The sequence below is a fragment of the Pseudomonas sp. LTGT-11-2Z genome (assembly GCF_003691445.1).
Classification (GTDB): domain Bacteria; phylum Pseudomonadota; class Gammaproteobacteria; order Pseudomonadales; family Pseudomonadaceae; genus Aquipseudomonas; species Aquipseudomonas monteilii.
Genome location: NZ_CP033104.1, coordinates 3201565 through 3221556 on the forward strand (window position 1 = coordinate 3201565; position 19992 = coordinate 3221556).

The window sequence follows — 19992 nt, forward strand, 5'->3', positions numbered from 1 at the left end:
GGTTACCCTCGTGATATTCGGCTCTAACTCATGATGCGAACGTATATTTATAGGAATATCAGGATGTTATACGCGTTTCTTCAAGAAGCTTCACAAACATGCTCAAGCTGCGCGATACCGTGCCCCGCCGCCACACCAGCCAGGTTTTCAGGTAGCGGAAATCCTCCGACATCGGCCACGCACTGACGGTGCTGCACCCGGGCATATTGTCGAGCATGCTGCGCGGCATCATGGCCAGGCCTGCGCCAGCGCTGACGCAGGCCAGCATGCCGTGGTAAGACTCCATCTCGTGGATCTTGCCCGGCACCGCCTGGTCCTGCACGAACCAGTTTTCAAAGTGATGGCGGTAGGAGCAGTTGGCGCGGAAGGCGTAGATGCTCTCCCCGTTCACGTCCTGTGCACGGGTAACCGGGGCATGGTTGAGCGGCGCGATCACCATCATCTCTTCCTCGAACACGGGCATGCCCTCCAGTGTCGGGTGCAGCACCGGGCCATCGACGAACGCCGCCACCAGGCGACCCGACAACACGCCTTCCAGCATCGTACCCGAAGGGCCGGTAGACAGGTCCAGGTCGACCTTGGGATAGCGCTGGTTGTAGGCCGCCAGCAGCGCCGGGATGCGCACGGCCGCGGTGCTTTCCAGTGAGCCCAGGGCGAAGGTGCCCTGCGGGTCTTCACCGGCCACGGTCAACCGCGCCTCGTGAACCAGGTCGAGAATGCGCCGGGTGTATTCGAGAAAATTCCAACCGGCAGGCGACAGGCGCAGGCGGCTCTTTTCGCGGATGAACAGTTCAACGCCGAGGTCTTGCTCCAGTTGCTTGATGCGTGTGGTCAGGTTCGACGGCACCCGATGGATGTGCTGCGCAGCGGCACTGATGCTGCCCTGCTCTGCCACGGCCTTGAAGATCTCCAGTTGCACCAGGTCCACAGCCTTTCTCCAAACGTGAATGTTTCGCTCATTATTATTCAGTTTTCATTAAAGCCATAGCCCACTAGTCTGGCGTCACTGATTAACAACAACGAGAGTGTCCGCCATGAGCGCGATCAGCAGTCTGACCCACGCCATCTCCCTCGACCCGTACAGCGGCGAGCAGATCGGCGCCTACCCGTTCGACACCGACGCCGCACTGGAAGCGGCGCTGCAACGTGCCAAGGTTGGCTACCGCCAGTGGCGCCAAGTGTCGCTGGGTCAGCGCAGCGAGTACCTGCTCGCCCTGGCCAGCACCCTCGAAGCCAAAGCCGAAGCCTTCGCCCAGATGATCAGCCGCGAAATCGGCAAGCCAGTCGTCCAGGCCCGTGGCGAAGTCAGCAAGTGCGTTGGCCTGTGCCGTTGGTACGCCGAGCACGGCCCGGCCATGCTCGCGCCGGAGCCTACCCAGGTTGAAAAAGCCCGTATCGAATACCGTCCGCTTGGCCCGATCCTGGCCGTGATGCCTTGGAACTTCCCGGTCTGGCAGGTATTGCGCGGCGCCGTGCCGGCGATCCTGGCGGGTAACACGTATGTACTCAAGCATGCGCCGAACGTGATGGGCAGCGCCTACCTGCTGGGCGAGTTGTTCAAGGATGCCGGGCTGCCAGAGGGCGTGTTCGAAGTGCTGAACGTGACCCCGGATGGCGTCACCCGCGCCATCAACGACACGCGCATTGCCGCCGTGACCCTAACCGGCAGCGTACGTGCCGGCATGGCGATCGGTGCCCAGGCCGGTGCCGCGCTGAAGAAGTGCGTGCTGGAGCTGGGTGGTTCCGACCCGTTCATCGTGTTGGCCGACGCCGACCTGGATGCCGCCGTCAAGGCTGCGGTCATCGGCCGCTACCAGAACACCGGCCAGGTCTGCGCCGCGGCCAAGCGTCTGATCGTCGAAGAAAGCATCGTTGACGAATTCACCCGCAAGTTCGTTGAAGCCACCCGTGAACTGAAAGTGGGCAACCCACTGGACGACGACACCTACATTGGCCCGATGGCCCGTTACGACCTGCGCGATGAGCTGGACGGCCAGGTGCAAGCGACCCTCGCCGAAGGCGCCACCCTGCTGCTTGGCGGCAACAAAGTCGAGGGCGTGGCCAACTTCTACGCGCCGACCGTGTTCGCCAACGTCACGCCGGGCATGACGGCGTTCAAGCAGGAGCTGTTCGGGCCGGTGGCCGCGATCATCACTGCCCGTGATGCCGACCATGCGGTGGAGCTGGCAAACGATAGCGAGTTCGGCCTGGCCGCGACCATCTACACCGCCGACTATGCGCTGGCCGAGCGCATGACCGCAGCACTGGATACCGGTGGTGTGTTCATCAACGGTTACTGCGCTTCCGATCCCCGCGTGGCGTTTGGCGGTGTGAAGAAGAGCGGTTTCGGGCGTGAGCTGTCGCACTTTGGTGTGCGTGAGTTCACCAATGCCCAGACGGTGTGGCTGGACCGCAACTGATTCAGAACCTTTGGGGCTGCTTCGCAGCCCCAAAAGCTTCAATCGCGAACCTGGTCCTTGACCCAATCCAGCATCCCTCCCGGCACGATCAACTCATGCCGCGCCCGCGAACAGGCGGTGTACAACCCCGCCAGCATCCGCGCCCGCTCATTGCGGTTACCCGCCACCTGAGGCACCACCATCAGCTCCGGCGACACCATCACCCGGGCGAATTCCATGTTCTTCACGTCCCTTACCCGCCCCAGGAACAACTTGGGTGCCTTGTCCCAACGGTAACGGCTCTTGGCCTTGGCAAAGTGCTCAGGCGTGTAGCCCTTGCGCAGCATGTTGGCCACGGCAACGAAGGCCTTGTCGTCGCCCTTGTCCTGCTCCAACGCCTGCCAGCTGGCATAGCGGAACAGCATCGGGTGACGGGGCCGCGTGCCGTAACGGTACAACTCGATGCAGTCTTCGACGAACAATTCGAAGTCCTTGCGCGCGCTTTTAAGCAGCACGAACGGCACGCCCTGGTGTGTCAGACGCTGGAACCAGCCAAACAGGCCCCATTCGTCATCGACGATCAGCGCCGTGGGCTGTTCCGGCACCGTCACGGCATCGAAGAAGCTGACCCGGGTGTAGTGCTCGGCGCTGCCACTGAAAGCGGCCTGAATCGAGGCCGGGTGCGCCTGAATCAGCGGGTTCAGCACGTTGTCCATCGCCGGCCCGGCACGCAACGAATGGTCGATGCAGCGCTGGCGAATAAAACCGCCATGGTGCGGACTGAGGCCGTTGAGGTTCTGCAGCTCGTCCCCCAGGGCAATGATCGACTGCGGGCTGCGATCAAGCACGGCAAGCATCGGTGCGGACAGCTCGTGGGCTTCGTCGACGATGACGTGGGTATAACGGCTGTCGATCACATAGTCGGTCAGTGACAGCAGCTTTACCCGGTGGTAGTCGCGCACCGGTAGCTGGATTTCTCGTGCCGACGGGCGAATCAGTTCCTGCCAGTACGACCTCGCCTTTTCCAGCAGCACCTCCTGGTCCAGCGGCGAGGTGCCCGGCCCGGCCCATGGCAAATGGTGCAATTGCAGCTGGGTATCGGCGCTGTGGCAGAACGTGCGCACGGCGCGCACGCACAAGGCAACGACATCGCGTGCAGCAACTGGGCCGATGTCGGGAATGGCCAGCCAGCGCACCACCTGCGCGTCCTGCGGGCGCCACGACAGCTTGGTACGGTACGGGTCGCGCAAACGCCAGCCATTGCTGGTGAGGTCGCGGTTTAGCAGCTCGTCTGCCAGCTGGCCGAAGGTCATCGCGGTGTAGGCGGCAGCGTCCTTCACCCGCGCCTGCAGGGCGCGCAACTGGCCCTCGGTCAGTGCCAGCAGCAACGTGCGCTGTGGCTCCAGCAGCCGGGCGAACTGGTGAATCAGGAAGGTCTTGCCGGTGCCCGCGAAGCCTTGCACGGCCACCGACTCGTCTATGCCACTGAGAAATTCGCGCAGCAGGCGGTTTTGCTGATCGCTGAGCATCAGGTCACTGGCCAGGGACGGCAAGTACACCGGGTGCAGCGGTGTGGCCCGCTGGCGGTAGGTGTCGGCAAACTGGAAGCTCCACTGGCCTTCGGCATCCAGCAGCTCGTCTACGGTGTACTCCACCTCGGCCGACAACAGGGCAATGCCGTTTTCACCCAGCATGCCAAGGCCCATGGCAAAAGCTTCGCGATCGAAGTGCTGCGCCACCTGGCCCTGGAAACGCCCGGGCGCGGCGCTTTCGACTTCGTTGGCGATGCGCACGATTTCGGCGAAACGGCGCTCTTGTGCGTCGGCCGATGCGGTGCCGGGCTGGCGTGGGAGGTTTTGCACGAACAGCACCGCGGCGGCGTCGAGCACGCTGGCTGTGGTGAAAAAGTCGGTGTTGAGTTCGCTGGCGAGGCGGTCCGCCTGGTCGCTGGGCAAAGGCAGGTAAAACATCGGCACCTCGGGTGGAAACAGGGCGGCACGATAGCAACTTTCAGTAGGAAATGCTGGGTTTAACCCCTGCCCCGCTTCAACGTCTCACTGGGAAACTCCTTGAACAACTGTCTGTAACTCTCTGAAAATCTTCCCAAATGCCAGAATGACCAGCGCATCGCTACTTCGGCGACCGTTACGCCACCACCGTGCAACAAGTCGCGCCGCGCACCGTTCAGTCTGCGCAACCGCAGCCACTGCGCCGGCGGCATGCCGGTAAATGCCTTGAACGCCTGCTGCAACTGGCGCAGGGAAACCCCGGCAACCCCCGCCAACTCCACCAGGTTCAGTGTCTCTTCCGGGCAGTCGGCCGCCCATTCGCTGACCCGGCGCATGATCGCCCGCTCTTCGTCACGACGCCCCAGCGCCACACCCTGCAAGCGCTGGCAGGCATTGTCGAGTATGAACAGGCAGTCCTCCAGCAATTGCTCCGCCAAGGCCTGCCCCTGCAGCGGACAAACCGCCTCGCCCAGGCGCGTCAGCGTGGCGCTCAGCCAGCTACCGAACAAGGCATTCTGCCCGCTGCCCAATGGCACCATGAATAAACCTTCGAGGCGCTGCGGGTCCAGCCCATGGCGGGCCAGAAAGGCCTGATCGAACACCACCGCCACTTCCTGGTAGTTCTCCGGCGTGATCCAGATATTGCGGCTTTGCTCGTTCAGCAGGTACAGGCTGTTCTCGCTACGGTCGAAGCAGAACGCAAGCGAACCGCTCGGCGCACGGAAAAACTGCTCCACCCGGGTATTCAGCCGCTCTTCGTAAACCTCCACACCATCGAGCCCCAGGCAACGCAGTTCACCGCTGAAATGCCCGGGTGACATCTGCCGATACTGTTGCTGCCAGCCAGGGGTGGCGCGCACTTGCTCGGTAACGTCGGTGGTATGAAAAGCCTGGACCTGCAACGCATTGGCGGTTGTCACGCATTGTCCTGTATGCACTCTTTTGGTGCATTCGTTACTGAAGAAAGTGGATAGATTGCCCCGGTGGGCTGCGACCAAGATAGTCTCCAGCGCGTCACCTGGGAAGCGTGATGCCCCGGAAACCCTGCGACGGCTTTCTCGGGCTTACGCGTTCCCACACTAAAACCCAACCAAGAGGTCTGTATGAACGCCCCCTTCGATCAGCTGTACACCTGGCTGAAAGAACACCGCATCACCGAAGTCGAATGCGTGATCAGCGACTTGACCGGCATTGCCCGTGGCAAGATCGCGCCCACCGCCAAGTTCCTCCATGAACGTGGCATGCGCCTGCCAGAAAGCGTGCTGCTGCAGACGGTCACCGGCGACTACGTTGACGATGACATCTACTACAACCTGCTCGACGCCGCCGACATCGACATGGTCTGCCGCCCCGACCCAAGCGCTGTGTACCAGATCCCGTGGGCGATCGAGCCGACTGCGATCGTGATCCACGACACCTTCGACAAACAAGGCAACCCCATTGAGCTGTCGCCGCGCAACGTGCTGAAGAAGGTGCTCAAGTTGTACGCCGACAAAGGCTGGCAGCCGATCGTCGCGCCGGAAATGGAGTTTTACCTGACCAAGCGCTGCGAAGACCCGGACTTGCCACTGCAGGTTCCGCTGGGGCGCTCTGGCCGTGCCGAAAGCGGCCGTCAGTCGTTCTCGATCGATGCCGCCAACGAATTCGACCCGCTGTTCGAAGACGTCTACGACTGGTGCGAGATCCAGGGCCTGGACCTGGATACGCTGATTCACGAAGACGGCCCGGCGCAGATGGAGATCAACTTCCGCCACGGAGACGCGCTCGACCTGGCCGACCAGATCACCGTGTTCAAGCGCACCATGCGTGAGGCAGCCCTCAAGCACAACGTCGCCGCTACCTTCATGGCCAAGCCGATCACCGACGAGCCGGGCAGCGCCATGCACCTGCACCAAAGCGTGGTGGACATCGCCACCGGCAAGCCGATTTTCGCCAATGAAGACGGCAGCATGAGCCCGCTGTTCCTGCACCACATCGGCGGCTTGCAGAAGTACATCCCCAAGCTGCTGCCGATGTTCGCGCCCAACGTCAACTCGTTCCGCCGCTTCCTGCCGGACACCTCGGCACCGGTCAACGTCGAGTGGGGCGAAGAAAACCGCACCGCGGGCTTGCGTGTGCCCACGTCCAGCCCCGAGGCGATGCGCGTGGAAAACCGCCTGCCGGGTGCGGATGCCAACCCGTACCTGGCGATTGCCGCCAGCCTGCTGTGCGGCTACCTGGGCATGGTCGAGCAAATCGACCCCAGCGCGCCGGTACAAGGCCGTGCCTACGAACGGCGCAACCTGCGCTTGCCGATCACCATCGAGGATGCGCTGCAGCACATGGAAGACTGCGAAACCGTGCAGCAGTACCTGGGCAAGCAGTTCGTCCAGGGCTACGTGGCGGTCAAGCGGGCCGAGCACGAGAACTACAAGCGCGTGATCAGCTCGTGGGAGCGCGAGTTCCTGATGCTCAGCGTTTGACCCACCTTGGGGGGCTTAGCCCCCCTGCACCGAATTCGAAGAACAAGACCTACGAGGTGTCCCCATGCGTCATCTACAAGCCCTGATACCCGCTGCACTCACCCTGCTGTTCGCCACCACCACCCACGCCACCCCTTCGGTCAGCGTGTACAACTGGACCGACTACATTGGTGACACCACCCTGGCCGACTTCCAGGCCAGCAGCGGGATCAAGGTGGTGTATGACGTGTTCGACTCCAACGAAACCCTTGAAGGCAAACTGCTGGCCGGGCGCACCGGTTATGACGTGGTGGTGCCGTCGAACCACTTCCTCGCCCGCCAGGCCCAGGCCGGTGCCTTCTTGCCGCTGGACCGCAGCAAGCTGCCGAACTGGCAGCACCTGGACCCCAAGCTGCTCAAGCAGCTTGAACAGAACGACCCCGGCAACCAGTACGCGGTGCCTTACCTGTGGGGTACCAATGGCATCGGCTACAACGTCGACAAGGTCAAGGCGGCTCTGGGCGTGGACCATATCGACTCGTGGGCGGTGCTGTTCGAGCCGGAAAACCTCAAAAAGCTCAAACAGTGCGGCGTGGCCTTCATGGACTCGCCCGATGAACTGTTCCCTGCTGTCCTCAATTACCTGGGCATGGACCCGCGCAGCGAAAAACCGGCCGACTACGCCAAGGCCGAAGCCCGCCTGCTGGAGCTGCGCCCCTACATCACGTACTTCCATTCATCCAAATACGTCTCCGACCTGGCCAATGGCGATGTCTGTGTGGCCTTCGGCTACTCCGGCGACGTGTTCCAGGCCGCCAACCGTGCCGTGGAAGCGAAGAACGGCGTGAAAGTGGCCTACAGCATTCCCAAGGAAGGCAGCAACCTGTGGTTCGACCTGCTGGCCATCCCCAAGGACGCCAGCAACCCCGAGCAGGCCCTGGCATTTATCAACTACCTGCTCGACCCCAAAGTGATCGCCAAGGTCAGCGCAACCGTCGGCTATGCCAATGCCAACCCGGACGCCAAGGCCTACATGGATGCATCGCTGGTCAGCAATCCTGAGATCTACCCACCCCAGGACGTGCTGGACAAACTGTACATCTCCAGCACCCCGAGCCCGAAGATCATGCGCGTCATGACCCGCTCCTGGAGCAAGATCAAGTCCAACCGCTGAGTCGAGAACGCCCATGTCTTTCAATACTCAACACGCCGCTTCGTACTACGCCGCCACGGCGCGCGATGCGGCCCCCTACCCCAGCCTGGACGGCGAACTGACGGCTGACGTATGCGTGGTCGGCGGCGGGCTGACCGGGGTCAATACCGCCCTGGAGCTCGCCGAGCGTGGCCTTTCGGTGGTGCTGCTGGAAGGCCGGCGCATCGGCTGGGGCGCCAGTGGGCGCAATGGCGGCCAGCTGATTCGCGGTATTGGCCACGATGTCAGTGGTTTCGCCCGGTATGTTGGCCAGGACGGCGTGCGTTACCTGAAGCAGGCCGGCATCGATTCGGTGGCGCTGGTCGCCGAGCGTATCGCCCGCTACGGTATTGCCTGCGACCTGCGTTGGGGTTTCTGCGAGCTGGCCAATACACCTGCCCAGTTCGCTGCCTTCAAGGATGAACAGGACGACCTCGCGGCGCTGGGTTATCGCCATGCAACACGCCTGGTCGGTGCGGGGCAGTTGAACGAGATTGTCGCCAGCGACCAGTACGCCGGCGGCCTGGTCGACATGGGCTCGGGCCACTTGCACCCACTCGACCTGGTCCAGGGCGAAGCCCGTGCCGCGCACGGCATGGGTGTGCGCCTTTTCGAGCAGAGCCCGGTATTGCGCATCGAGCACGGCCCCACCGTGACCCTGCACACGGCCCGAGGCAAAGTGAGGGCAAGCAGCCTGGTGCTGGGCTGCAACGCCCACCTCGATGAACTGGAGCCCCGGTTAAGCGGCAAGGTGCTACCGGCCGGCAGTTACGTGGTAGCCACAGAACCATTGCCTGAAGCGCTAGCCCGCACCTTGATCCCGCAGAACATGGCGCTGTGCGACCAAAAGGTCGGCCTGGACTACTACCGCCTCACCGCCGACCGCCGCCTGCTGTTTGGCGGCGCCTGCCACTATTCCGGGCGCGACCCCAAGGACATCGCGGCCTATATGCGGCCCAAGGTGCTGAAGGTGTTCCCCCAGCTGGCCAATGTGCGCATCGATTTTCAGTGGGGCGGCATGATCGGCATCACCGCCAACCGCTTTCCCCAGGTTGGGCGCCTGAGCCAGCACCCGAACGTATACTACGCCCAAGGCTACTCCGGGCATGGGCTGAACGTGACGCACTGGACGGCGAAACTGCTGGCCGAAAGTATCGCCCTCGGCCATAGCCATGGCCTGGATGTGTTCAGCGCCGTGCCACACCTGACCTTCCCCGGCGGCAAGGCACTGCGCTCGCCGCTACTGGCACTGGGCATGTTGTGGTACCGGTTGCGCGAAGCGTTGGGGTGAGTCCAGCACATGAATTGCGGCGCCAGACAAACCAGGCACCGCAATTCATTGTCCAGATTGAACGCCCCCACTGGCCAACTGCCGCGCACCTGCTAGCGTTGTTCTGGCCGACCATCTCATGGATGCATCTCCATCATGAAATCACTGCCTCGCATTACCCTGTTGTGCGCCGCGCTGCTTGCCGTGGCCGCCTGCTCCAGCAAAAGCGTGGACCCCAAGGACTATTCCGGCTTCCTCAAGGATTACAGCCGCCTGCAGGAAGCCAAAAGCCCTTCGGGTGATCCGGTGATGCGCTGGATCGACCCCAACGTTAACGTCAACCAGTACAGCCAGGTGTTCATCGAGCCCAGCCAGTTCTACCCCAAGCCACAACCAACGGCGGTGATTTCGCAGCAGACGCTGCAAGAAATCACGCGTTACTTCAATGATGCCTTGCGCCGTGAAATGGGCAGCGTGATGCCGCTGGCCAAGGGGCCAGGCCCGGGAGTGATCGTGGTGCGCCCCGCCATTACAGCGGTGTCGACCAGCAACGAAGGCCTGAAGCCGTACGAAGTCATCCCTATCGCACTGATTTCGGCGGGTGTGAACACGGCCATGGGTTGCCGTGATCAGGAAGTGGATGTCGGTGTGGAGGCAGCGTTCCTTGATGGTGCCAGCCAGAAGGTGCTGGCCCAGGTGGTGCGCAAAGGCACGGGGCAGGAACTGGAGAACGATACCCAGAAGCTGACCTTGAATGACGTAAAGCCAGTGCTGGATGGTTGGGCGAAAGACATGCGTGCCAGCTTCCTGGCAGCGAAGCAGAAGGCTCGTTAAGTTTAGGGCCGCTTTGCGGCCCTAATCCAGATCTAGCCTGTTAGCACTCTACGAATGCAACCGCCAAACCGCCACGCGAAGTTTCCTTGTAATTGGCATGCATATCCGCCCCGGTATCACGCATGGTGCGGATCACCCGGTCAAGTGAGATGAAGTGCTCGCCATCCCCACGCAACGCCATCTGTACGGCATTGATCGCCTTCACCGCAGCAATTGCATTGCGCTCGATGCACGGCACCTGCACCAGGCCACCGACCGGGTCGCAGGTCAGCCCGAGGTTGTGCTCCAGCGCAATTTCGGCGGCGTTCTCAAGCTGTGGCGGTGTTGCGCCCAGCACTTGGGCCAGGCCGGCAGCGGCCATCGAACACGCTGAGCCTACCTCCCCCTGGCAACCGACTTCGGCCCCGGAGATCGACGCGTTTTTCTTGCACAGAATACCGACCGCTGCGGCGCCGAGCAGGAAGTCCACCACATCCGCGTCATTGGCACTGGGGTTGAACTTCATATAGTAGTGCAGCACCGCCGGGATAATGCCCGCCGCACCGTTGGTTGGTGCAGTGACCATGCGCCCACCGGCAGCATTCTCTTCATTGACCGCCAGGGCGAACAGGTTCACCCACTCCATCGCGCTGAGGGTCGAGCCAATCACGTTGGGCTTGCCCAGTTCCTGCAAGCTACGATGCAACCGCGCAGCGCGGCGCTTGACATGCAGCCCACCCGGCAGAATGCCTTCGTTGCGCAGGCCGTTCTGAACACACTCCTGCATGGCCGCCCAGATACGCAGCAAGCCTTCACGCACTTCGGCTTCCGGGCGCCAGGCACGTTCGTTGGCCATCATCAGTTGCGCAACGCTCAAACCGTGGGTTTTGCACAAGGTCAGCAGCTGGGCCGCACTGTCGAACTCATACGGCAAAATCACTGCGTTGCTTTCGGCGGCAGGGGCATCGATTTCGGCCTGCTCGACGATAAACCCACCGCCCACTGAGTAGTAGGTCTGGCACAGCAGGCTGCCCTGCCCGTCCAGCGCCTCCAGGCTCATGGCATTGGGGTGATAAGGCAGGTTTTCGTCGAGCAGCAACATGTCACGGCCATACTCGAAGGCCAGCGGGTGGCTGCCATCCAATATCAGGCAACGCTCCTGCAGTACCTGGCTGATACGCGAATCGATGGTGGCCGGGTCGATCCGGTCTGGCCATTGGCCCATCAGGCCCAGCAGGCAGGCGCGATCGGTGGCATGGCCAACCCCGGTAGCCGACAGCGAGCCATACAACCGCACTTCAACGCGCGTTACCCGCGTCAGCAGCCCCTGCTCACGCAGGGCCTGGGCGAACGTCGCTGCTGCCCGCATCGGGCCGACGGTGTGAGAGCTGGACGGCCCGATGCCGATTTTGAAAAGGTCGAAAACACTGATAGCCATGCTAATGCCTGACCGTACCCTGAGATGAATCCACGGCACGGTTATCTGAAGAAATTGAGCGGTATTGCGATTTTGCGCGATACTGACGCGCTCATTCACGAATGACCAACGAATCTTTCTAAGCAAGGCTTTAGCGGTACTAAACGATGCGACGACAACTCAATGGTCAGGTGTTCGTCTGGCTACATGTATTCGCCTGCGCAGCCCGGCACCTGTCCTTCACCCGCTGCGCCGAAGAGCTGCACATCACTCCAGGTGCTGTCAGCCAGCAGATGCGCCAGCTGGAAGAACGCCTGGGTTACCGGCTGTTCCTGCGTCGGGCGCGCGGTGTGGAGCTGAGCGCCGAAGGGCAACGCCTGGCCCAGACAGTGGCAGAAGCCTACGGCAGCATCGAGGCCGAATTGTTGCGCCTGGATGCCGGAGAAATCCGCGGCACCTTGCGCGTGCGCTCGATCCCGTCTTTTTTGGCCAAATGGCTTACCCCGCGCCTGCCGCGCTTTCAGCAGCGTTACCCGGACATCGAGCTACGCCTGGTGGCCGAGGACAGTGCCCAGGCATTGACCCCAGGCGATTTCGACCTGGCTATCGACCTGAACGATGGCAGCTACCCTGGCATGCTCTCGACACCGCTGCTGGACGAGCAGATCTTTCCGGTGTGCTCACCTACCCTGCTACGCGGGCGCCCGCCGCTGCATGGGCCGGCGGACCTGGCGCACTACCCACTGCTGCACGACATCACGGCGTGGCGTGGCAGTTCGGAGTATGCGGAGTGGGAGTTCTACCTAGAGGGTATTGGCGCCGCTGGCCTGGATGTGCGGCGTGGGCACACTTTCAACCGCAACCACCTGACCATCGAAGCGGCCATCGCCGGTATCGGCGTAGCGATCGCCCGTCGCACACTGTTGAATGACGAGCTGGAGCGCGGCGCATTGATCGTGCCGTTCGGCGTTCCGATCGCCAACCACAAACGCTACGTGGTGCATTACCCGCCAGGCGGGCTGAACCAGCCTGGGGCGCGGGCGGTGCATGACTGGCTGGTGGAGGAAGCGCGAGGATTCCGGGAATTGCACCCGCTGAACAAGGAATAGCCAGCCTGTACGCTCCTACAGGGATCTCGCCAGCTTTATGACTAGTAAGCCTGCTTGCCGGTAAAGGCGTTCAGGGTACGCACCAGAATCACGAAGTCCAGCCACAGCGACCAGTTATTGATGTACTCGATGTCCGAGTCCACCCGCTGGATCATCTGCTCGATATCCTTGGTCTCTCCCCTGAAGCCACGTACTTGGGCCAAGCCGGTCATGCCTGGTTTGATGTTGTGGCGGGCGAAGTAATCAACGATGTCCTGCGAATACAAGGTGTCATGCTGCAACGCATGCGGTCGCGGCCCGACCAGCGACATTTCCCCGGTCAGTACATTGAACAACTGCGGCAATTCATCCAGGCTGGTGCGACGAATGAAGGCGCCAATCCGGGTGAGCCGCGGGTCATCCTTCTGTGCCTGCTTGACCACACCACCTTCGGGCTGGTGGACATGCATGCTCCTGAATTTCCAAATCCGGAACGATTCCCCGGTCCAGCCCGTGCGTTCCTGGCGGAAGAACACCGGCCCGGGGCTGGTGAGTTTGATGGCCAGTGCAACCGTCAGCAACACGGGCGAAGCGCACAGTAGAATCACCGCTGCCAGCACCCTGTCCTCTAGGTTTTTCAGGAAAAGGCTCATGCCCGTCAGGGGCGTTTCCGACAAGGTCAGCACAGGAATCCCGGCAATTTCCCGCACACTGTGGTTGATCAGGCGCAACGAAAAGATATCCGGCACCCAGTTCACCGCGATGCACTTGTCGAGCAACTTGAAGTACACATCGTTGATGACCTCGGAGCCACCGAGCGGCGTGACCAGGTAAACGGTGCGTATGCCATGCTGCGCGACGATTTCATCCAGGTCTGCAATGTGCCCCAGCACAGGCAGGCGCTGCTTTCCCTCGCCGTTGTCACGCCCCTGGCCGTCGCCCTTGTCGAGCAGTACGCACCCCAATACCCGTTCACCAAACCAGGGGTTGTTGCTGATTTTCTGATAAAGAAAATTCGCCAGGTCGCCGTCGCCGATAATCAGCGCGTTATCCAGGCGTGCATGGGCGGTAAAACGCTTTTGCAGTTCACGAACGGCAAAGTGCAGGAATAACTGCGCGATGTAGCCAATGATGAACAACTGCACCACCAACAAACGCGAGTACGTTTCACTCTGCTTGGTCAGGAAGGCCATGACCACGAGAAAACAGAACGTTGCCGACCAGGCCTTGAAAAGGCGGAAGGCTTTGATCGAAAGCCCGACATTGGTGCGGTAGATCGCATAATGGTCGTAAATGACGGCCAGTGCGCCAATCAGCAACAGCAGCATGATTACATAATCGGAGGTAATGTAACCAAACTGGTCGTAGATGAGATACCAGGCAATACCGGTGACTGCAATGCCATCGAGCCCTGCCTGAATGGCGTTACTTACGCTGCTTCTTCTTTGGAGTAAGGAACGACTGCTTCTGGGTTCGAAAACCATTTCAGACCTCATCTGTGTCAGCGTAGCCAGTGCCTTCCATCAAGCATCAAGTCTTGAAAACAGCGTGTACAACGCCAGATAAGCAATATCGTGCAGCCCCCAAGCCACTGCTATCACTGTAGCAGCCACCCGCCATCAGCGCGGATTTTGGCCGATTCATACAGTGCCCCTGGCCGAATCGGCTGCCTTGCGGTAAAGCAGCGTGCGCAGCAAGAACAGCGGGTTGCCCACCACATAACGCATGAACAGACGTTTTGGCTCGCGCAACAGCCGGTAGGCCCACTCTCCCCCCAGCCGCCTTAGCCAAGGCGGTGCCCGGCTGACCTTGCCGCCGAGAAAGTCCAGAATTGCCCCACCACACACGATCAGGCACGGCCCGCCAACGGCTGCCAGCCTGGCCGCCACCGCCTCCTGTTTGGGCATGCCCATGCCCAGCACGATCAGCTCGGGTTGTTGCTCACGGGCCAGCTGCAGGTAGGTTTCGAGGCTGGCAAAGCCGTCATGTACCGACACGGGCACGACACCAAACTCGGTTTCACACCGCTGCACGGCCTGGTTCAGGTAGGGTTGCCGGGTGCCCCAGAATGCGACCTTGCGCCCACGGTATGCGGCCATGAGCCTGGGAATGAAGTCAGTCCCGTTCATGTTAAGCCCGGGTGCCAGGCCCAGACGCCGATACAGGATGGCCATGCCGGAGCCGTCGCGCAGCAACACGTCGGCTGCCGACAGTGCCTGGCAGTAGGCGCCGTCACGGACCACCAGGTTCATCGCATGGGCATTGACGAAGCCCAGCACGGTCGCGGCTTGCGGGGCTGCCAGCCTGTCGAGCAGGCGCTGTGCCGCGCCGCTGTCGGGTACCACCTCGAGCGCGTCGATTATGCATTGCCAGCGATTCTGCCATTGCCACAGTGCCATCAGTCATCATCCCGTTTTGAGCGCACCCACTCAACCTGGCGCTTGATCAGGAACCCTAGGTACAAAGGGATTTTCTTTGCCGCGTAGAACGGTGCGTAAAGCAAGACGGAAAACGGGATCAGCTCACGGCAGAAGCGCGCCCAGGCCAGCAAAACCGCAAGGCTGAGCATGGCCAAGGCTATCAGGGCGATCCACGCTGGCGCGGCAACATCAAACAGCAAGTACGCAAGCCAGGCCACCAGATTGAGCCCCAGCAGGGTCAGTACCAACAACGCCAAAGGCGGTACCAGCAAGTCGAGGGTCATCGCCAGCAGGCTACCATTGCCTTGGGTCACGGCGGCCAACGCACGCTTGGGCGCATCGGCCAGCATCAAGCCCAAGTGGCCATGCTCCCAGCGGGTGCGCTGGCTGTTCAGGCCTTGCTGGCTGGCAGGAAACTGGCTGGTGACCAATGCCTCGGGGCAGAACACGGGAGGCTTGCCCTGCTGACACAGATCCAGGCCCAGTTTCACGTCCTCTACCAGGTGCCCATTGGCAAGATTGATCAAGGTCAGGTCGTGCCAACCGAATGCCATGCCCGCACCCATCAGTTGGCAGGGCAAGCCCAGCCGCGCCCAGCCACGCGGGCGCACCAGGTTTTTTACCCGCCAGGCAAACTCGGCGACCTGCACTTTCAGCCCGGCCCCCACAGGCGCACGCATCAGGTACAGCGCCTGTACCGGCCGCTGGGTCTGGTGATAGCGACGCGCCAGGCAGTCAATCGCCCCCTCGCCCACCTGGCAATCGGCATCCACCACAATCACCACCTCGGGTGGCTGTTCGGCCAGGTGACGCACGCCGAAGTCCAGCGCATAGCCTTTGCCACGCAACACCGAGTCGAAGCGTTCCACCACCTCGGCGCCGGCGTCGCGGGCCAGCTGGGCCGTATCATCGGAGCAGTTGTCTGCCACCACCAGCAAGCGGTCACCCTCAAGCAATTGCGGGGCAATGCTCGCCAGCGTTGCACGAATGATCGCAGCCTCATCGTGGGCAGGTACCAGCACCGCCACCCGGGGGCGCAGACTATGGCCCAGGTACTGCGAGCGTGGTGGCAGACACGCCAGCAGCATCTGTACAAAAAAAATCGACACAGGCACAAGGACGATGACCGTCAGCAGGCCCAGCGACCAACTCAATACACTTATCATGCGGATGCCTTGAAATAAGCGGCCAGCCGGGCCGCTTCGGTGTCGATATCATGCCGCTGCAGCACACGCTGGTAGGCTGCCTCGCCCATGCGCTGCAATACGTCGGCCGGTTGGCACAGGCAATCCGCCATGGCTTCAGCCAGCTCGTCGACGGCGCCAGCGGGGAAAAGCCAGCCGTTCTCGCCCGGGCGCACCAGCTCGGGGATGCCCGCCACATAGGTGGTCAGCACTGGCCGGCGCAAGGCCATGGCCTCCATGATCACCACCGGCAGGCCTTCGGCGAAGCTGGGCAATACCAGCGCGCGGGCGGCAAGGATTTCTTCGCGCACCTGTGCACTGCTGATCCAGCCAGTGATGCGCACGCGCCGCTGCAAGCCATGCCGGGCAATCAGGGCCTCGATCTGCTGGCGCATTTCGCCGTCTCCGGCCAACACCAGTTCGAAGTCAATCGACTGCGCAGCAAGCTGACACGCCGCCTCAAGCAACAGCAGCTGGCCTTTCTGCTCACACAGGCGCCCCACGCAAACAAGCCGTGGTACTGACGGTACATCGACCGGCGCCACCTCATGGAAACCCCGCTCCAGGCCGCAATGCACAACCTTTACCTTGGGCCAATGCTCGTGCGCCACCCAGCGGAACAGCTGGCTGCGCCCGTAAGAACTGACCGCTGCGACAAAGGCGGCTCGCCGTACCTTTTCGCCCATGTGCAGGAACTGCGGTTTGTCGAACTCTTCCGGCCCATGCACGGTAAAACTATAAGCCGGCCCGCCCAGTTGGTTGGCCAACATGACCACCTCGGTGGAGTTGGTGCCAAAATGGGCATGCACGTGTTTCGCCTCACTGGCCTGCAGCCACTGCAGCACCTGGCAAGCTTCGGCCAGGTAGACCAGGTGGTAGGGCCAGGCGCGGTCGGCGCGCAGGCCAAGGCGCATGGCCAGCCACAGGGCCTGGAAGAACCGCCCGGGCTGTGCTCGCAGCACCTGTAACGTGGGCCTCAGCAAGCCCTTTACACCAGCCCGCAGCACATAGCGGGTCTTGTCGCGCTCGGCCGTATCCTCGGCATCCTGCAACTCGGCGTCCCATCCCCGCAGGGCAATGCGTTGCACCTCTACGCCCTGACGCTCCAACGCCAGGATCTCACGGCGGATGAAACTGTGGCTGACCTTCGGGTACTGATTGATGAAGTAAGCAATGCGCATACGAATTCAGATCCCAACCCGCTTGATGACCGGCCTCCCCTGGCAACCTTTACTTCAGGCTGTCGACTACGGGTGGTCTGTCTACTGCCGATGCACTCACAGCAAATGCATCCCCCTGTTTTCCTTGTAGTCCAAGGTTGTGACCGCTGCCCGGCAATGCGGCCTGCAGGCGAATAAAAACATCGTCGAGCAGCGCCTGGCGGCGGCGGTACATCGCGCGCTTTTTGGCCGGGATGTCCTGCTCGGCCCGTTGTGCCGGTGCCAAGGGGATAGTGAAGAAGTCGTCGCGGCTCGACGCCGTAGCGCCATTTTCTTGCCAGATGATGTCGTAGTTGGCCGCCAGATCCTGGGCCTTGTCGCTGCCAAAGTACGGGTGGCGATGGTGCCGGCAGGCATCGCTGACGGCATACAGCTGCGCAACGCCCAGCATGCGTGCCAGGCATTTCAACGCTTCGAGCAGCAGGCTGCGCGGGCGCAGCCCCTCGAAGTCCTTGGTCAGGTCACGGTAGATGGCCAGCGAGGTTTCACTGTCGATGCCCTTGTGAATGCCCTGGACGGCACCGATGAACATCGACAGCCCCCCCTGATCACGGCACAGGGTAAACGCCAACGACGCCACGCGCAGGTCGCCCTGGAACAGGTTCAGCACCAGTTCACCTTCGCGCTTGAACCAGATCGGCCGGTCCATCACCAGGTGGCAGCCCGGCGAATAACTGGCCAGCTCGCACAGCGTCAGGCTTTCGTCCCGCCCCAGTAGCAACAGCGCCGGAAACTGCCCGGCCAGCACTTCAAAGTGCGAAGCCACCACCTCCAGGCGCTGCGGGGCCTCCCAGCATTTGCTGAGGTAAGGCCACTGCACCACGCCGATGCAATCCACACCCAGCCGCTGCAGCCCCTGCTGGCCCAGCGCCGCCGTCATGCGCTGCATGAAGGCATGCAGCTCAGGCCATTGCCTGACAATCTCTTGGGTCAACTTGTACTTGTTGTTCAATGCCCGCAACGAGTAGCCCGGTTGCAGGGTAAACACGCTTTTGACGAGGGCGCCGAGCATCATGGGTCTCTCTCACTTGTACTCGATCAAAGCCGATTTGCCGGCCGCGAAGCGGTGGCGCATGAATTTCAGCTGGCCGAGCATTTCCGGGAACTTGCCCAGCACCAGGAACACCGCCTGCAGCCAGTTCTCGCGCGCCGATTTGCCACCACGACGGGCCAGGCGCACAGCCTGAAGCGGGTAAATCAATAGCAGTAGCAGGCCCCAGCCACCGAGCAGCAGGCAAGCCAGCACAATCACCACAGGAATGCCCAAGCCCCACAGCCAGGCCCGGCGTGACTCGCGTAACCAGTGCTGCTCTGGCGGCTGCCCATGCAGGTAAGCCCCCTCGGCATAGGCATGGCCGGCACGCAGGCTGCGCCGCCACCATTGGCTGAAGCGGGTCATGGCCGCGTCGTGCAGGGTCATCTCGGCGTCCAGGCGCCAGACTTTCCAGCCATTGCCTCGCAAGCGCACGCACAGCTCGGGCTCCTCGCCAGCGATCAGGTCAGCGCGGAAGCCGCCAGCGGCAGCGAAGGCGTCTGCGCGCATCAACGCATCGCCGCCACAAGCCTTGGCTTCACCGATGGGGGTGTCCCATTCCAGATCGCACAACAGGTTGTACACCGATCGTTCCGGGAAGCGTTCACGGCGGCGGCCGCACACCACTGCCACCTCAGGGTGTTGGTCGAGAAATGCCTGCGCCGTAGCCAGCCAGCGGGCATCCACCTCGCAGTCACCATCGACGAACTGCACCAGCTGCATCGACGGCAACAGCCGCTGCAAGGCGCTAAAGCCTTCGTTGCGGGCGCGCGCGGCAGTGAACGGAACACGCATGTCCAACGCCAGTACCTCCACCCCCAGGCTGCGGGCCAGCTGCGGCGAACCGTCGGTGGAGCCCGAGTCGACGTACATGACCTTGCCCACACCCTGCATCAGCGAACGCAGGCAACGCTCCAGGCGTGTGCCTTCATTGCGGCCGATGACCACCACACCGATTACCGTTGCCATAAGCCTCACTCAACGGGCGCGGTGCTAGCCGGCTGCCTGGTCTTGATGGTGGCCGGCACCCCTACCGCCAACGAGTTGTCCGGCACATCCACCAGTACCACGGCATTGGCGCCGATGATCACGTTGTTGCCTATACGAATACTGCCCAGCACCTTGGCGCCGGTGCCGATATCGACGTTATTGCCGAACACCGGGGCAATTGGCTCGTCGACATTCTTCAAGCCCACCACCACGCCGTTGCGGATGCGGCAGTCATCGCCAAAGCGGGCATAGCCGCTGACAACGATGCCGCCAAAATGGTCGATGACGAAGTTGCGGCCAATCACCACTTCGCACGGCAGTTCGATGCCGGTGATGATTTGCACGAATTTGAACAGCACCTTGTAGATCAACGAGCACAGCTTGCGCAGCAGCGCCGGGCGCACGGTATAGCGCCAGCGGCCAAAGCGATACACCAGCAGTACCCAGAACCCCTGGGCGGCCCAGTCACCGCCGTGGGCCCGCAGGTCAGCACGAATATTCTCGAACATGGCTCCA

At 62.0% G+C, this 19992-nt stretch carries 17 protein-coding genes; 6 read left to right on the plus strand and 11 right to left on the minus strand.

Features of this window, described 5'->3' with window-relative positions; genetic code table 11:
* Positions 1-58 precede the first annotated feature (58 nt).
* Entirely contained in the window at positions 59-928 is an 870-nt protein-coding gene (locus D8767_RS14940; RefSeq protein WP_016715271.1) for a LysR family transcriptional regulator, read from the minus strand.
* A 106-nt stretch (positions 929-1034) separates the two neighbouring features.
* Between D8767_RS14940 and D8767_RS14945 the strand changes: the two genes are divergently transcribed.
* A complete protein-coding gene (locus D8767_RS14945) occupies positions 1035-2420 on the plus strand; it encodes an aldehyde dehydrogenase family protein (RefSeq protein ID WP_016715272.1) in 1386 nt (461 codons plus the stop codon).
* Positions 2421-2458: 38 nt separating this feature from the next.
* Here D8767_RS14945 and D8767_RS14950 read toward each other — a convergent pair whose 3' ends face one another.
* Positions 2459-4369, minus strand: a complete 1911-nt coding sequence (locus tag D8767_RS14950; protein WP_016715273.1) for an AAA family ATPase — start codon at positions 4367-4369, stop codon at positions 2459-2461.
* A 59-nt stretch (positions 4370-4428) separates the two neighbouring features.
* The gene (locus tag D8767_RS14955) at positions 4429-5328 is read right to left on the minus strand and encodes a helix-turn-helix domain-containing protein (RefSeq protein ID WP_016715274.1); all 900 of its coding nucleotides are present in this window, start codon (positions 5326-5328) and stop codon (positions 4429-4431) included.
* A gap of 183 nt (positions 5329-5511) precedes the next feature.
* On the opposite strand from D8767_RS14955, the gene D8767_RS14960 reads away from it, so the two are divergent.
* The 4 genes from D8767_RS14960 to D8767_RS14975 all read left to right on the plus strand — a co-directional run bounded on the left by D8767_RS14960 (position 5512) and on the right by D8767_RS14975 (position 10145).
* On the plus strand, positions 5512-6870 hold the full coding sequence (locus D8767_RS14960; protein WP_016715275.1) for a glutamine synthetase family protein: 1359 nt from the start codon (positions 5512-5514) through the stop codon (positions 6868-6870).
* A 64-nt stretch (positions 6871-6934) separates the two neighbouring features.
* Complete coding sequence (locus D8767_RS14965; RefSeq protein WP_016715276.1) at positions 6935-8023, plus strand: polyamine ABC transporter substrate-binding protein; 1089 nt, start codon at positions 6935-6937, stop codon at positions 8021-8023.
* A 13-nt stretch (positions 8024-8036) separates the two neighbouring features.
* Positions 8037-9332, plus strand: a complete 1296-nt coding sequence (locus tag D8767_RS14970) for an FAD-binding oxidoreductase (RefSeq protein WP_016715277.1) — start codon at positions 8037-8039, stop codon at positions 9330-9332.
* A gap of 135 nt (positions 9333-9467) precedes the next feature.
* Positions 9468-10145, plus strand: coding sequence for a DUF3313 domain-containing protein (locus tag D8767_RS14975; protein ID WP_121757664.1), 678 nt, complete (start codon positions 9468-9470; stop codon positions 10143-10145).
* A gap of 40 nt (positions 10146-10185) precedes the next feature.
* Here the strand turns inward: D8767_RS14975 and D8767_RS14980 are convergent, their stop codons facing one another.
* The gene (locus D8767_RS14980) at positions 10186-11562 is read right to left on the minus strand and encodes an L-serine ammonia-lyase (protein ID WP_016715279.1); all 1377 of its coding nucleotides are present in this window, start codon (positions 11560-11562) and stop codon (positions 10186-10188) included.
* A gap of 146 nt (positions 11563-11708) precedes the next feature.
* On the opposite strand from D8767_RS14980, the gene D8767_RS14985 reads away from it, so the two are divergent.
* The gene (locus tag D8767_RS14985) at positions 11709-12650 is read left to right on the plus strand and encodes a LysR substrate-binding domain-containing protein (RefSeq protein WP_016715280.1); all 942 of its coding nucleotides are present in this window, start codon (positions 11709-11711) and stop codon (positions 12648-12650) included.
* Positions 12651-12691: 41 nt separating this feature from the next.
* On the opposite strand, the gene D8767_RS14990 is transcribed toward D8767_RS14985, so the two are convergent.
* From D8767_RS14990 to D8767_RS15020, 7 genes are all read right to left on the minus strand, one after another.
* Complete coding sequence (locus D8767_RS14990) at positions 12692-14113, minus strand: undecaprenyl-phosphate glucose phosphotransferase (RefSeq protein WP_016715281.1); 1422 nt, start codon at positions 14111-14113, stop codon at positions 12692-12694.
* 156 nt (positions 14114-14269) lie between these two features.
* Positions 14270-15028: a WecB/TagA/CpsF family glycosyltransferase gene (locus D8767_RS14995; RefSeq protein ID WP_016715282.1), complete on the minus strand. Its 759-nt coding sequence runs from the start codon at positions 15026-15028 to the stop codon at positions 14270-14272.
* Complete coding sequence (locus tag D8767_RS15000) at positions 15028-16215, minus strand: glycosyltransferase family 2 protein (protein ID WP_016715283.1); 1188 nt, start codon at positions 16213-16215, stop codon at positions 15028-15030. Before D8767_RS15000 ends, D8767_RS14995 begins: the two co-directional genes overlap by 1 nt.
* Complete coding sequence (locus D8767_RS15005) at positions 16212-17414, minus strand: glycosyltransferase (protein WP_016715284.1); 1203 nt, start codon at positions 17412-17414, stop codon at positions 16212-16214. The genes D8767_RS15000 and D8767_RS15005 overlap by 4 nt, the downstream gene beginning before the upstream one ends.
* Before the next feature lie 49 nt (positions 17415-17463).
* The gene (locus D8767_RS15010) at positions 17464-18468 is read right to left on the minus strand and encodes a VirK/YbjX family protein (RefSeq protein ID WP_016715285.1); all 1005 of its coding nucleotides are present in this window, start codon (positions 18466-18468) and stop codon (positions 17464-17466) included.
* A 9-nt stretch (positions 18469-18477) separates the two neighbouring features.
* Complete coding sequence (locus D8767_RS15015; RefSeq protein ID WP_016715286.1) at positions 18478-19455, minus strand: glycosyltransferase family 2 protein; 978 nt, start codon at positions 19453-19455, stop codon at positions 18478-18480.
* Between the two features lie 5 nt (positions 19456-19460).
* The gene (locus D8767_RS15020) at positions 19461-19985 is read right to left on the minus strand and encodes a serine O-acetyltransferase (protein WP_016715287.1); all 525 of its coding nucleotides are present in this window, start codon (positions 19983-19985) and stop codon (positions 19461-19463) included.
* Positions 19986-19992: the final 7 nt, after the last annotated feature.

Coding starts and splice junctions, on each gene's coding strand:
- D8767_RS15015 (WP_016715286.1), bottom strand. CDS start 19,455: ATGGCAACGGTAATCGGTGTGGTGGTCATCGGCCGCAATGAAGGCACA.
- D8767_RS14945 (WP_016715272.1), top strand. CDS start 1,035: ATGAGCGCGATCAGCAGTCTGACCCACGCCATCTCCCTCGACCCGTAC.
- D8767_RS14950 (WP_016715273.1), bottom strand. CDS start 4,369: ATGTTTTACCTGCCTTTGCCCAGCGACCAGGCGGACCGCCTCGCCAGC.
- D8767_RS15000 (WP_016715283.1), bottom strand. CDS start 16,215: ATGATAAGTGTATTGAGTTGGTCGCTGGGCCTGCTGACGGTCATCGTC.
- D8767_RS14985 (WP_016715280.1), top strand. CDS start 11,709: ATGCGACGACAACTCAATGGTCAGGTGTTCGTCTGGCTACATGTATTC.
- D8767_RS14995 (WP_016715282.1), bottom strand. CDS start 15,028: ATGGCACTGTGGCAATGGCAGAATCGCTGGCAATGCATAATCGACGCG.
- D8767_RS15010 (WP_016715285.1), bottom strand. CDS start 18,468: ATGATGCTCGGCGCCCTCGTCAAAAGCGTGTTTACCCTGCAACCGGGC.
- D8767_RS14990 (WP_016715281.1), bottom strand. CDS start 14,113: ATGGTTTTCGAACCCAGAAGCAGTCGTTCCTTACTCCAAAGAAGAAGC.
- D8767_RS14975 (WP_121757664.1), top strand. CDS start 9,468: ATGAAATCACTGCCTCGCATTACCCTGTTGTGCGCCGCGCTGCTTGCC.
- D8767_RS15005 (WP_016715284.1), bottom strand. CDS start 17,414: ATGCGCATTGCTTACTTCATCAATCAGTACCCGAAGGTCAGCCACAGT.
- D8767_RS14970 (WP_016715277.1), top strand. CDS start 8,037: ATGTCTTTCAATACTCAACACGCCGCTTCGTACTACGCCGCCACGGCG.
- D8767_RS14960 (WP_016715275.1), top strand. CDS start 5,512: ATGAACGCCCCCTTCGATCAGCTGTACACCTGGCTGAAAGAACACCGC.
- D8767_RS14965 (WP_016715276.1), top strand. CDS start 6,935: ATGCGTCATCTACAAGCCCTGATACCCGCTGCACTCACCCTGCTGTTC.
- D8767_RS14980 (WP_016715279.1), bottom strand. CDS start 11,562: ATGGCTATCAGTGTTTTCGACCTTTTCAAAATCGGCATCGGGCCGTCC.
- D8767_RS15020 (WP_016715287.1), bottom strand. CDS start 19,985: ATGTTCGAGAATATTCGTGCTGACCTGCGGGCCCACGGCGGTGACTGG.